The sequence below is a fragment of the Catenulispora rubra genome, assembly GCF_015356825.1.
GTDB lineage: Bacteria > Actinomycetota > Actinomycetes > Streptomycetales > Catenulisporaceae > Catenulispora > Catenulispora rubra.
In genome coordinates this window covers 1-12,339 of sequence record NZ_JAACYW010000326.1, presented here as the reverse complement: position 1 = coordinate 12,339, position 12,339 = coordinate 1, and the positions used below count along the sequence as shown (strand labels likewise).

Sequence of the window (12,339 nt, the reverse complement as noted above, 5' to 3'; positions counted from 1 at the left end):
GCCCCCACCCCCGCTGGGCCGGCACCTTCGCCCGCGTACTGGGGCACTACACGCGCGAGGCGCGGCTCTTCGACCTGCCGGAGGCGGTCCGCAAGATGACCGGCGCCACCGCCGCCCGCTTCGGCCTCGCGGACCGCGGCGTCCTGCGCGACGACGCGCATGCGGACCTGGTGGTGTTCGACCCGGCACGCGTGGCGGACGGGGCGACGTTCGCCGAGCCGCTGACGCCGCCGGAAGGAGTCCGGCTGGTGATGGTCGGCGGCACGGTGGCAGTACGGAATGGTGTGCTGACAGCAGCGCGGCCAGGGCAAGTCGTGACGGTTTGAGGACGCGGCGAGCAGGCGCTGCTGCGCAGGACACGATCAGCGCGGCTGGACTGCCGGCGGCGCGGCGGGTGAATTGGAGGTGGCCTGGTGAGCGGCGATGATCTTGCGGCAGCACTGCCGGGCACGCTCGCGTACTCCGTCCCGGGCTGGGGCGAGCATCGTGCCGACGAAGCGCTGCCGCTGGCCAGCGTCGGCAAGCTCTTGCTCCTGGCATCGGTGGCGCAGGGTTTCGCAGCCGGCACGCTGGATCCCGACGAGCGCCTGGCACTCCTCGACCAGGACTACCGCGCGGGCTCAGGCCTGCTCCTCAAGCTCTCACCACGCGAGTGGACCCTCCTCGACCTGGCGCGCCTCACCGCATCGGTCAGCGACAACACCGCGACCAACGCGCTGTTGCGCCGCGTCGGGCTGGAGCGGATCGCGGCGGACACCGCCGCCCTCGGCCTGCGGCACACGCGCATCCTGGACCGCATTCGCGAGCCCCGGCTACCGGAGCACCCGCCGACGTTCGCCGTGGGCACGGCGCGCGAGTTGGCGTCGCTCGCCGAAGTCGTCGCCGACGACCGCGAGTGGGGTCCGCTGCTGATGGAGTGGATGGCCGGTTGCCTGGACCGGAGCATGGTGGCCGCCGCGATTCCCCACGATCCCGAGGACGCGGCGGTCCGCGACGTCCCGGTCCGCGACGTCCCGGTCAGCGGGCTCTGGGTCGCGAACAAGACCGGCACCGACGCGGGGACGCGGTGTGACGTCGGAGTGGTACGCGGCGCACGGCAGGTCTGCTACGCGGTGCTGACCCGCTGCTCCCCCGGAGACGAGTTCGCGATGGTGCAGGGGATGCGAGCCATAGGGGCCGCGGTGGCGCGGCTGGCGGCTCCCGCAGCCACTACCCCCGGGCGAACCGCACCGCCGTGATGGAGTCGCCGTAAAGGTGGCCGTCACCATGCGCACAGCGGATGGTCTGATCCGCCCGCGGTCCACCGCGACCGCGCCGATGTGCGCCGTGGCCAGCGTCATCACATCGTGGAGCTGCTCGGCGTCCTGGTCCCCGTTCCCGCCTGCTCCGACAAAACCCTCGCTCATCGTTCACTCCTCGCGTCCGCAGCCATCAGTTCTCGAAGACGCTCCAGACCACGCGCGGCCTGGGACTTGACGTTGCCGATCGAGCACCGCTGCACATCGGCGACCTCCTGCAAGCTCAGCTCCTCCCAGTACCGGAGCACCACGATCGTCCGCATCCTGTGCGGCAGCTCGTCGAGCGCGCGCAGCAGGCTGTCGCGCAGCGTCACGTCCTCGGCGTGGTCCCCGGAGCCGGGCACGGACGCCGCCGCGCTGTCGGGCCCGGTCGGCAGGACGACCGTCGGCAGCTGCTTGGCCGAGCGCCAGGCGGCGTGCGCGTTGTTCACCACGATCCGCCGGACGTACGCCTCGGGGCTGTCCATCCGCCGGACCCGCGACCAGCGCGGAAAGGTCTTCTCCAGCGCCGACTGCACCAGGTCCTCGGCGGACTCCCGGGTGCCGACCAGCAGGTAGGCCGTACGCATCAGGGGCGGAGAAATCAGTGCCCGGCGCGCAGGTTCGCCGCCGTCGAGGCCAGATACGCCAGGAACGAGGCCAGCACCGGATTCGGATTCGTCGGCCGCGAGGCCACGCCGATCTTGCGGTACAGCCTCGGGCCCGAGATCCGCGTGGTCTCCACGCCGCTGGTGTCGCTGATGCCCAGGCTGGGGATCAACGCGATGCCGAGGCCAGCGCGGACCAGGCCGGTGATGACCTCGTAGTGGTCGCTGCGGCAGCGGATGTTGGGGACGAAGCCCTCCAGCGCGCACGCCCGCTCCAGCACCGACAGCACCGGGGAGCCGGTCCCGAAGCTGGTGATCCACTGCTCGCCGGCGAGCTCGTCCAGCCGGACCTGGCCGCGGCGGCCGGCGGGGTGCCCGGTCGGGACGACCAGGAGCTGCGGGTCGTTGAACAGCTCGCGGACCTCCACGCCCTCCGGCGGCGACCACGGGTCCAGGGCGTGTTCGAACATCACCAGGACGTCGATCTCGCCCTGCTGGACGGCCGGGGCCAGCTCGTGCGGCTGCCCCTCGACCAGGTCCAGCTCCACGGCCGGGTACCGGTGCGCGAAGCGCGACAGCGCCTGCGGCACCAGGCGGCGCCCCGCCGAGGCGAAGTACCCGATGCACAGGTGCCCGGTGTCGGCGCGGGAGTGCGCCATCAGGTCCTTCTCGGCGGCGTCGAGCAGGGCCAGGATCTCCTGGCCGCGCAGCGAGAGGCGGCGGCCGGCCGCGGTCAGGCGCAGGCTCTGCGCGCCACGCTCGACCAGGCTGACGCCGGCCTCCTTCTCCAGCTGCGAGAGCTGGTGCGACACCGCCGACGGGGACAGCTTGAGCTCGCGCGCCGCGCCCGCGATGCTCCCGGACCGGTGGACCTCGGCCAGGATGCGCAGGCGGTGCGTATTGAGCATGCGGGCAGGCTATCCCTTACCGGACGGTCGGGGTCGGGCCCCGCGATCAGCCCGGGTTTGGCCCCGCGTTCAGCCCCGCATTCGGCCCGACGTTCAGCCCCGCGATCGGCCGCCGCAGCCGGCCACCGGGACGAGCCCGAGGCAATTCCTTGCACGCAGGTTCCCTCCTTTGGAGGATCACCGCTCGGCAGGAGGAGGAACCGAGGTGTGCATCCGTCCCCTGCGGGCAGTTCTGCTGCGCGTCACCAGCTCACACCGCCACTGGCTCCAGACGGAAGGACCCGAATGCGCACGCTCCCCCGCCGACCCGGTTCCCGACGAGCGGCCCGCCTGACCGGTCTGGCCTGCGCGGTGGCGCTGCTGACGGCGTTAGTGCCGCTGGTCGGCGCCGGACCGGTCCGGGCCGACCGGCGCGACACGAGCGCGCAGTGTGTGCTGCCGAACCCCAGCGGCTGGACCAGCGAGGGCGAGACCACCGACTACAACCAGTTCCAGCGGCCGCAGGGGACGAGGACGGCGGCGATGCTGTTCGTCGACTTCCCGGACGCGCCGGCCATGGAGCCCACCGACGCCTACTACAAGTTCCTGGCTCCGGCGCACGACCTGATGACGCAGTTCTCCGCCGGTGCCGTGGACCTGAGCATCACGCCGGTGAACCACTGGCTGCACATGCCGCAGGACTCGTCCTCGTACGGCTTCGTGCGCGGGATCAGCTGGCCGCAGCAGGCGCTGTACGTCAAGCAGGCCGGGGAGTTGGCGGCGCAGTACGTGGACCTGTCGAAGTTCGACATGATCTACATCGTGCCGCCGAAGAACGCCACGGCCATCACCTTCTCCCCCGCCTACGTCTTCGACCCGAAGCAGCCGAACCTGATCGTGAACGGCAAAGAGATGAAGTGGGGCGTCACCCTCGGGCAGGACATGTACTTCTGGGGCCCGAAGGTGCTGGTGCACGAGACCAGCCACACCTTCGGGCTGCCCGACCTGTACTCGTTCACCGACTCCGACGTGCACCACTGGGTCGGCGGCTTCGACGTGATGGGGAACATCAACGGGGACGCGCCACACCACTTCGGGTGGGAGGACTGGATGATCGGGTGGCTGGCCGACTCGCAGGTGGCGTGTCTGAATTCGTCCGGAAAGCTCTCGGTGCGGCTGAACGAGGTGGAGTCGCTCGGCGGGACGAAGATCGCCGTGGTGCGGACCGGGCCGACGACGGCGGACGTCGCCGAGTCGCGCCGGCCCTACGGCGTCGACAAGGGGCTGTGCAAGAGCGGGGTCGTCATCTACCAGGTGGACTCCTCGACCATCAGCGGCGACGGGCCGATCCGGGTCCAGGACTCCTCACCGGACGCGCCGACCACGACCGCCTGCGACGAGCCCGTGGACTGGGGCGCCTACCAGCCCGGGCAGTCGTTCCACGACGACGCGGCCGGGGTGACGATCTCGGTCGCCGCCGCGTCCTCGACCGGGGACGTGGTGACCGTCACCAAATCTTGATCGGCCACGGACCGGCATACCAGGCATAAGGGGAGGCAGGCCAGTACGCTCCTTACGAGGCCGGCCCGCCGGCCGGACGCCTCGCCGCCGCAGCCTCCAGGAGTGCCGTGTTCGCGATACCGCTCACCGAAGACGCCGAACTGCGCCCGCTGGAGGTATGGCAGGCCGCGGAGTTCTTCGCCCACATCGAACGGGCCCGCGAGCACCTGAACCGCTGGATCGGCTTCGCGGACGCCTCCCCCGACCTGGCGTCGGCCCGCGCCATGCTGCAGCGCTACGCCGACAAGCAGGCGGCCGACTCCGGCCGGATCTTCGGCATCTGGTACCGGGGCACGCTGGTCGGCGGCTGCATGTTCCCGCACTTCGACGACCAGAGCGGCACCTGCGAGATCGGGGTCTGGACCGAGCCGGCCGGCCAGGGCCACGGCCTGGTCACCGCGGCGGTCGGGGAGCTGCTGGACCACGCGCTGATCGAACGCGGGATGGCGCGCGCCGAGTGGCACTGCGATCCGGAGAACGAGCGCAGCTGGGCCGTCGCGAAGCGGCTGGGGATGACGGCCGAGGGGACGTTCCGGTCGAGCCACGTGCGCCGCGGGAAGCGGCACGACATGCAGGTCTGGGGGATTCTTCGGGACGAGTGGATCGCGCAGCGGGAGGCGGAGGTGTAGGGCCGGCTCGCGGAGGCGGAGTCGGCTCGAAGTCAGGGCCCGAAGTCAGGGCCCGGGTCAGTCAGCGCTCGGGCTTGAATCAGGGCCCGAAAACACCATACGGGCCGGCTCGCCAATGGAGACCGGCCCGTCGCTTCGCAAAGTCCTTACTTAGGGGCTCGCGCCCCTCGCGTCCCTACGGACGCACGATGCCCGCGATCGGCATCTCGTTCATCGGCGCGTACTGCACGCCGGAGTTGGGGTTCGCGGCGTGGACGATGGTGTTGTTGCCGACGTATATGCCCACGTGGTGCATGTCGGAGTAGTACAGGAGCAGGTCGCCGGGCTGGATGTTGGCCAAGGAGACCTTGGGGAAGGCCGCGTACTGGTCGCGCGAGCCGTGGTCCATCATCACGCCGGCCTTGCCCCAGGCGGCCATCGTCAGGCCGGAGCAGTCGTAGGCGTTGGGGCCGGCGGCGGCCCAGATGTAGGGCTTGCCCACCTGCGCCTTGGCGAAGGCCACCGCTATCGCCGCGCGGGCGTCGCTGGGGATCGGCAGGTTGCTGATGGTCGTCTTGGGCACGTTGCCCGAGGTGGTGTTGACCAGCCGGTTGTACTGCACGCGCTGGGCGGCGGTGAGCTGGTTCAGCAGGTTCGTGGCCTGCTGCTCCTTGCCGTCGATGTCAGTCTTCTGCTGCGCCATCAGGTTCCGGGTCTTGGCCAGCATCGCGAGCTCGTCGCTGGCGCTGGCCTTGTCCTGGTTCAGCTGCCGCTGGATCTCCGCGGCGCTGCGCATGGTGGCCATCTTGCCGTCGGTCACCTGGGCCATCATGGTGGCCTGCTGCAGGTAGTTGTCCGGCGACTGCTGGAGCATCAGCTGCAGGGTGCTGTCCACGCCGCCGCTGACGTACTGCGCGGCGGCCAGGCCGCCCAGCGAGCTGCGCGCGGAGTCCAGGGAGCCCTGCTCGGCGGTGATGCGGGCCTGCAGCTGGTCCACCTTGTGCTGCAGGTCGTTCAGGCTGATGTTGGCCTCGTTGTAGGCCTCCGCGGCCTGCTCGGCCTGCTGGTGGAGCTTGTCCACCTGAGCCTTCACGTCATTGACGTTCGCATTCGGGTCGGCCTCCGCGGTCGGCAGCAGAGCCACCGAGCCCGCGGCCGCCGTCGCCAGCGTCACCGTCATCGCGGTCCGGGATACCGGAACGTACTTCTTGGGCGCGCGATGGGCCGCTTCCTTGGGCGACGTCACCATGTTTGTAGCCTCCGCTTCACCGTAAGGTTCGGGCCCACCATAGCCCCCTAGGGGGAAGGCAGACCAGAAAGTCCCGGCAAAGTCGGCGGACATGAGACACCGCCCGAGCGCGGCGACCGCGCTCTGAAACGCGGCTGACAGGGCTCGACGCGCTCTGAAAGACTTGATCCGTATATCCCGTCAGCCCGCAAGTATTCGCGGAGTGCGTTCATGGCTTTGCCATCCGCCGATCCCCTCGACCACCACTACCGGGGCGAGCACCCGATCCGCACGCTCGCCTACCTCTTCCGGGAGGACCGGGGCCGCCTGGCCCTGGGTGTGCTGGCGTATTTCGTCAAGCACAGCCCCACTTTCCTGCTCCCGTTGGTGACGGCGGACGTCATCGACATCGTGGTGAAGCACCGACCGATATCCGGCCTCTGGATCGATTCGGGCATTCTCCTCGTACTGCTTCTGTTCAACCTTCCAGGACATCTGTTGTATGTCCGCTGTTTCAGCCACTCGATCCGGCGCATGGGCGTCCGGCTGCGCTCGGCACTGGTGTGGCGGCTGCAACACCTCACCATCGGCTACCACTCGCGGGTCAGCGCCGGCGTGCTGCAGGCCAAGGTGATCCGGGACGTCGAGGCCATCGAGCAGGCCGCGCAGCAGACCTCGGACAACGGCATCGGCGCGTTGGTGACGATGGTCGGCGCGACCGTCATCATCGCCTTCCGGGACCCGATCTGGCTGCCGGTGTTCGCCGCGCTGGTACCGGTGACGGTGCTGCTGGCGATGGCGCTGCGCAAGCCGATGAAACAGGACAATGAGTCCTTCCGTGCGGAAGTGGAGCAATTGTCGTCGCGGGTGGTGGAGATGACCCATCTCATCCCCATCACGCGGGCCCACGGGCTCGAGCGCGACGCCTACCGGCGCGTCGACGGCACCCTGCGCCGGGTGCTGGCCGCCGGGCTCCGGCTGGACCTGATCAACGGCACCTTCGGCGCGATGGCCTGGATCGCGCTGAACTTCATGGGCGTGGCGTGCCTCACCGGGGCCGCGTACGCGGCGTACACCGGCGCGCTCGGCACGTCACCGGGCGACGTGGTGATGCTGAGCGCGTTCTTCACCACGCTGGTCGGCTCGGTCACCGCGCTGATGAACCTGACCCCGGTCATCACCCGCGGCCTGGCCTCGGTGCGCTCGGTCGGCGAGGTCCTGCAGGCCCCGGACATCGAGGAGAACGAAGGCCGGGAGGTCGTGGAGTCGGTCCGCGGCGAGTTCCGGTTCGAGGACATGAGCTTCGAGTACCCGGACGCCGAACGGCCGTCCGTGGCGGACTTCGACCTGGTGGTCCGGCCGGGCGAGACGGTCGCCTTCGTCGGCGCGTCCGGCGCGGGCAAGTCGACGGTGCTGAACCTGGTCATCGGCTTCATCCGGCCGACCGGCGGCCGCATCCTGCTGGACGGCCGCGACATGGCCGGCCTGGACCTGCGGACGTACCGCAAGCACCTGTCGATCGTGCCGCAAGAGACGACGCTGTTCGACGGCACGATCCGCGACAACGTGCTCTACGGGCTCGGCGGCGTGGACGACGACGACCTGCGCAGGGCACTGCGCGACGCGAACGCGCTGGAGTTCGTCGAGCGCCTGCCCGACGGACTCGACACCCGCGTCGGGGAGAAGGGCGCGCGGCTGTCCGGAGGGCAGAAGCAGCGGCTGGCGATCGCGCGGGCACTGGTGCGCGATCCCAGGGTACTGATTCTGGACGAGGCCACATCGGCCCTGGACACGCAGTCCGAGCGGCTGATCCAGGAAGCGCTGGGGCGGCTGGTGAGCGGACGGACCACGTTCGTGGTGGCGCACCGGCTGTCGACGGTGCGGAACGCCGACCGGATCGTCGTGATGGAAGGCGGCCGGGTGGTGGAGACCGGGACGCATGAGGAGTTGGTGGCTCGCGATGGGACTTATGCCGCTTTGCACGGGGTGCGGGCTTCTTAGGTGGTTGCTGGGTTTGTGGTGGCGACGGCGGTGCTTTTTGCCGCCGCCACGCCGGGGACCCGTTCCCCCATTCGGCCCCACCGACTTGGCCCCGCCCGCGCCGCTGCCTGATCGTGGCCTGCGATGAGCACCTCAGCCGAGCGACGCCTGCCCGCGTGGGCCGGGTGGTCCAACGTCGTCCCGGTGCTGGCGGTCGTGGTGACGGTCATCGAGGTGGCGCTGATCATCACCATGATGACCGCGAAGGGCGCCAAGGGAGCCGGGCTGGCGCGGGACACGGTGTTCGCGGCCCGGGCCGGAGTTCAACGACACCCAGCTCACCTTCGCTGCACTGGCGTCGATCGCGGTCTACGGGCTCTTCATCAGCGCGCTCACGGTGCGGCACCGGCCCGACTACCTGCCGGTCGGCACCGGGAGCGAGGGGAGCGAGGCGAGCGCCGACTTCGATCGCGACGAACACGGCTACGAAGGCGACCCCCCGACCGACCGCCAGGCCCTGATCAGCCTGGCCCTCCTGCTCGGCGCCCTGGTCGCGGTCGTCGGCCTGGGCAAGGGCGTGTCCCCGACGATCGAGCGCGGCGTCGACCGGGCCGGGCTGCCCGCGTCAGTAGTCGGCGTCGTCATCGCGCTGATGGTGCTGCTCCCGGAGTCGATCTCGGCGGTGCGCTCGGCGCAGCGGAACGAGATCCAGACCAGCCTGAACCTGGCGCTGGGATCGGCGATGGCCAGCATCGGGCTGACCATCCCGGCCATCGCGGTGTCCACGGTCTGGCTCTCGACCCCCCTGCTCCTCGGCCTGGACGCCAGCCACATGGTGCTGCTGGCGATGACCGTGGCCGTCGGGACGCTGACGTTCGTCCGCGGCCGCGCGACGCTGGTCCAGGGCGGCGCGCACCTCGTCCTGTGCGCCGGGTACCTGATCCTCGCGGTCAGTCCGTAGGCTTGCCGAACAGCTCGCGCAGCTCCCGCTTGAGCACCTTGTGGCTCGGCCCCAGCGGAAGCGCGTCCACGAACTCCACACGCCGCGGGTACTTGTGGCGGCCGAGATGCTCGTTCCCGTAGGCCAGGATCTCCTCGGTCGTCGGAACGCCCTCCCCCGCCACGACGACCGCGACGATCTCCTCGCCGTGCACGTCGTCGGGCACGCCGATGACCGCGACCTCGGTGAGCCCCGGCATCCGCAGCAGCGCGTCCTCGACCTCGCGGGGGTAGACGTTGAAGCCGCCGCGGATGATCAGGTCCTTGGTGCGGTCGACGATCGAGATGAACCCGTCCGCGTCCCGCCGTCCCAGGTCGCCGGTGCGGAACCAGCCGTCGACGACCGCCGCCGCGGTGGCCTCGGGGCGTCCGAGGTAGCCGGTGAAGACGTTGTGGCCGCGGATCACGATCTCGCCGAGCTCCCCGCGCGGCAGCAGCTCGATCGCGTCGGGGACGTCGGGGTCCGCGATCTCGACGTCCACGCCCCACAGCGGATGGCCGACGGTGCCGGCTCGGGTGCCGATCGAGAGCTGGTTCACCGAGGCCACCGGCGAGGTCTCGGACAGGCCGTAGCCTTCGAGCACCTTCGCGCCGAACGCCGCCTCGAAGCGTTCCAGCACCGGTACCGGGAGCGAGGCGCCGCCGGAGACGCAGCGGCGCAGCGTCGGCAGCTGCTCGGCGCGCGCCGCCGCCTCGACGAGGGTGACGTACATCGTCGGGACGCCGTGGAAGGTGGTGACGTGCTCCTTGACCATGAGCGCGATGGCGGCGTCGGGGTCGAAGCGCGGCAGCAGGACGACGGTGTGCCCCAGGCGCCAGGAGGCGTTCATGCTGACGGTCTGGCCGAAGGTGTGGAACAGCGGCAGGGAGGCCAGGACGATGTCGTCGCGGCGGACCTCGTCGCGGGCGTCGTAGGCGTCGGTGGTCGCGTTCAGCACCAGGTTGAGGTGGGACAGGACGGCGCCTTTGGGCGTGCCGGTGGTGCCGGACGTGTAGAAGATGACCGCCGGGTCTTCGGGCTTGCGGGTGACGAAGGTGGGCAGCGGTGTGGCCTGCTTGGTCAGCTCCTCCAGGCGTCCGCCGGGGCCCGCGGTGAGGAGTTTCGCGCCGGTCTGCTCCGCGGCCTTCGCGGCGGCCTCCGCTGCCGTCGCGGCGCACATGGCGTGGGCGATGACGACGGTGGCGCCGCTGTCGCGGAGCACGGTCTCGGCTTCGTCGGCGGTGAGGAGCAGGTGCACGGGGACCACGACGCCGCCGGCGGCGAGGATCGCGTAGTAGGCGCGCGGGAACTCGGCGGTGTTGGGGCACATCAGGGCGACCTTGTCGCCGGGTTTCACGCCTTGTTCGACGAGGGCGCCGGCTTGGCGGAGGACCTGCTGCCAGAGTTCGGCGAAGGTGTAGCGGCGGTCGCCCTCGATCAGCGCGGTGGTGTCGGGGCGGCGCCAGGCCGGTTCGGCGAGGATGCTGGCCAGCGATAGGGAGGTCATGGCTGGGCGCTCGCTTCCTGGCGGGGTGCGGTGGGTGCTGGGTTTTGGGCCGGTGCCGGGTTTCGGGTCGGTGCTGCGTTTTGGGTCGGTGCTGGGTTTTGGTGGGTCCTCGGGATACTCGGGGTACCCCGGTTCCTCATGATCTCAGAAGGCGCTGACACCGGTCAGGGCGCGGCCCAGCAGCAGCTTCTGGATCTGGGAGGTGCCTTCGTAGAGAGTCAGGACCCTGGCGTCGCGCAGGTATTTGCCGACGGGGTACTCGTCGATGTAGCCGTAGCCGCCGAAGACCTGGATGGCGTTGTTGGCGGCGCGGACGGCGGCCTCGGAGCAGAAGAGCTTCGCGGTGGAGGCGGCGGTGGCGTAGGGCAGGCCGCGTTCGATGAGGTCGGCGACGCGCCAGACCAGCAGGCGGCCGGCGTCCAGGTCGACGGAGATGTCGGCGAGCATCTCCTGGACCAGCTGGTAGTGCGCGATGGGCTTGCCGAACTGGTCGCGCTGGGTGGCGTACTCGACGGAGGCGTTGAGGCAGGCCTGGATCAGGCCGACGCAGCCGGCGGCGACGGACATGCGGCCCTTGTCGAGGGTGGACATGGCGATCTTGAAGCCCTGGCCGACGTCGCCGAGCCTGGCCTCGGCCGGGACGCGGACGTCTTCCAGGACCAGCTCGGCGGTGGCCTGGCCGCGCAGGCCGAGCTTGCCCTTGATCTCGCGGGCCTGGAAGCCCGGGGTGTCGGCGGGGACGAGGAAGGCGGTGATGCCGCGCGGGCCGTCGTCGGGCTGGCCGTCTTTGTTGCCGGTGCGGGCGAAGATGAGGGCGACGTCGGCCCAGGTGCCGTTGGTGATGAAGATCTTCGAGCCGGTGAGGAGCCAGTCGCCGGTGTCGTCGTCGCGGACGGCCTTGGTCTTGAGGTGGCCGGCGTCGGAGCCGTTGCCGGGCTCGGTAAGGCCGAAGCAGCCCAGTGCGTCGCCGGCGGTGAGGCGGGGGATCCAGCGGCGCTTCTGGTCCTCGGTGCCGTAGGCGAGCAGGGGTTTGGTGACGAGGCCGAGCGAGACGGAGACGATGCCTCGGACGGCGGTGTCGCCCCGGCCGAGCTCCTCCATGACCAGGCAGTAGGAGAGGTGGTCGCCGCCGGAGCCGCCGTACTCCTCGGGGATGGTCATGCCGAGGAAGCCCAGGTCGCCGAGGCGTTTCACGATGGAGCGGTCCACCGACTCGACCCGGTCCCAGGCGGCGGCGTTGGGGATGAGCTCGCGGTCGGTGAAGTCGGCGGCCAGGGCGCGGATCGCCTCGTGTTCGTCGGTGAGGGACAGGTCCATCGGGCACACCTCGGGGGTTGCGGAAACTAGCGCCGGGAGTTTTCTTGAACGTAGTCGGGAGAAACTAGCGGCGCAAGGTTTGGTGGGGGGATTTACTGGGGTCCCGAAGACGGGGACCCGAGGCTTGTCCAAAGGCATATCCAGAGGCATATCCAGGGAGGCACGGATGGCTCGGCCACGTACGCCGCTGCTCAGCCGCGACGGGATCATCGCCGCGGCGCTGGCCTTGGTCGACGCCGAGGGGTTGGAGGCTTTGTCGACGCGGCGGTTGGCGGCGGAGTTGGGGGTGAGTGGGCCGAGTTTGTACAACCATGTGGCGACGAAGGATGAGCTGATCGACGCGGTGGTTGATTGCGTGGTGGCGGGGGTGGATGTGTCTGCTTTTGGG

At 70.2% G+C, this 12,339-nt stretch carries 11 protein-coding genes and 1 pseudogene; 7 read left to right on the top strand and 5 right to left on the bottom strand.

Features of this window, described 5'->3' with window-relative positions:
- Positions 1-326, top strand: a 326-nt coding sequence (locus tag GWK61_RS46795; RefSeq protein ID WP_194919436.1) for an amidohydrolase family protein, incomplete at its 5' end; no start/stop codon positions are given.
- Positions 327-413: 87 nt separating this feature from the next.
- Positions 414-1,238, top strand: a complete 825-nt coding sequence (locus GWK61_RS46790; RefSeq protein WP_323748073.1) for a serine hydrolase — start codon at positions 414-416, stop codon at positions 1,236-1,238.
- Positions 1,239-1,402: 164 nt separating this feature from the next.
- Here GWK61_RS46790 and GWK61_RS46785 read toward each other — a convergent pair whose 3' ends face one another.
- On the bottom strand, positions 1,403-1,867 hold the full coding sequence (locus GWK61_RS46785) for a SigE family RNA polymerase sigma factor (protein WP_194919434.1): 465 nt from the start codon (positions 1,865-1,867) through the stop codon (positions 1,403-1,405).
- A gap of 14 nt (positions 1,868-1,881) precedes the next feature.
- A complete protein-coding gene (locus GWK61_RS46780) occupies positions 1,882-2,793 on the bottom strand; it encodes a LysR family transcriptional regulator (RefSeq protein WP_194919432.1) in 912 nt (303 codons plus the stop codon).
- Between the two features lie 285 nt (positions 2,794-3,078).
- On the opposite strand from GWK61_RS46780, the gene GWK61_RS46775 reads away from it, so the two are divergent.
- Together GWK61_RS46775 and GWK61_RS46770 are read left to right on the top strand one after the other, a co-directional pair.
- Positions 3,079-4,293 (top strand): metallopeptidase domain-containing protein, encoded by a 1,215-nt coding sequence (locus tag GWK61_RS46775; protein WP_194919430.1) that lies wholly within the window; start codon positions 3,079-3,081, stop codon positions 4,291-4,293.
- Between the two features lie 107 nt (positions 4,294-4,400).
- Positions 4,401-4,961, top strand: a complete 561-nt coding sequence (locus GWK61_RS46770) for a GNAT family N-acetyltransferase (RefSeq protein WP_194919428.1) — start codon at positions 4,401-4,403, stop codon at positions 4,959-4,961.
- A gap of 175 nt (positions 4,962-5,136) precedes the next feature.
- Here the strand turns inward: GWK61_RS46770 and GWK61_RS46765 are convergent, their stop codons facing one another.
- The gene (locus GWK61_RS46765) at positions 5,137-6,189 is read right to left on the bottom strand and encodes a C40 family peptidase (protein WP_194919426.1); all 1,053 of its coding nucleotides are present in this window, start codon (positions 6,187-6,189) and stop codon (positions 5,137-5,139) included.
- Positions 6,190-6,399: 210 nt separating this feature from the next.
- Between GWK61_RS46765 and GWK61_RS46760 the strand changes: the two genes are divergently transcribed.
- Both GWK61_RS46760 and GWK61_RS57700 read left to right on the top strand, forming a co-directional pair.
- Positions 6,400-8,169 (top strand): ABC transporter ATP-binding protein, encoded by a 1,770-nt coding sequence (locus tag GWK61_RS46760; protein ID WP_194919424.1) that lies wholly within the window; start codon positions 6,400-6,402, stop codon positions 8,167-8,169.
- Positions 8,170-8,292: 123 nt separating this feature from the next.
- Positions 8,293-9,109: pseudogene (locus tag GWK61_RS57700) on the top strand (calcium:cation antiporter).
- Here GWK61_RS57700 and GWK61_RS46750 read toward each other — a convergent pair.
- Together GWK61_RS46750 and GWK61_RS46745 are read right to left on the bottom strand one after the other, a co-directional pair.
- Entirely contained in the window at positions 9,099-10,634 is a 1,536-nt protein-coding gene (locus GWK61_RS46750) for a long-chain-fatty-acid--CoA ligase (RefSeq protein ID WP_194919422.1), read from the bottom strand. The pseudogene GWK61_RS57700 and the gene GWK61_RS46750 sit on opposite strands and share 11 nt — an antisense overlap.
- Before the next feature lie 144 nt (positions 10,635-10,778).
- On the bottom strand, positions 10,779-11,951 hold the full coding sequence (locus tag GWK61_RS46745; protein WP_194919420.1) for an acyl-CoA dehydrogenase family protein: 1,173 nt from the start codon (positions 11,949-11,951) through the stop codon (positions 10,779-10,781).
- A 166-nt stretch (positions 11,952-12,117) separates the two neighbouring features.
- Here GWK61_RS46745 and GWK61_RS46740 point away from each other — a divergent pair.
- A partial coding sequence (locus GWK61_RS46740) for a TetR family transcriptional regulator (RefSeq protein WP_194919418.1) occupies positions 12,118-12,339 on the top strand: 222 nt, incomplete at its 3' end.

Excerpts from the sequence above, each read along its gene's own strand:
- GWK61_RS46780 (WP_194919432.1), bottom strand. The coding sequence starts at position 2,793 with ATGCTCAATACGCACCGCCTGCGCATCCTGGCCGAGGTCCACCGGTCC.
- GWK61_RS46745 (WP_194919420.1), bottom strand. The coding sequence starts at position 11,951 with ATGGACCTGTCCCTCACCGACGAACACGAGGCGATCCGCGCCCTGGCC.
- GWK61_RS46765 (WP_194919426.1), bottom strand. The coding sequence starts at position 6,189 with ATGGTGACGTCGCCCAAGGAAGCGGCCCATCGCGCGCCCAAGAAGTAC.
- GWK61_RS46760 (WP_194919424.1), top strand. The coding sequence starts at position 6,400 with ATGGCTTTGCCATCCGCCGATCCCCTCGACCACCACTACCGGGGCGAG.
- GWK61_RS46750 (WP_194919422.1), bottom strand. The coding sequence starts at position 10,634 with ATGACCTCCCTATCGCTGGCCAGCATCCTCGCCGAACCGGCCTGGCGC.
- GWK61_RS46775 (WP_194919430.1), top strand. The coding sequence starts at position 3,079 with ATGCGCACGCTCCCCCGCCGACCCGGTTCCCGACGAGCGGCCCGCCTG.
- GWK61_RS46785 (WP_194919434.1), bottom strand. The coding sequence starts at position 1,867 with ATGCGTACGGCCTACCTGCTGGTCGGCACCCGGGAGTCCGCCGAGGAC.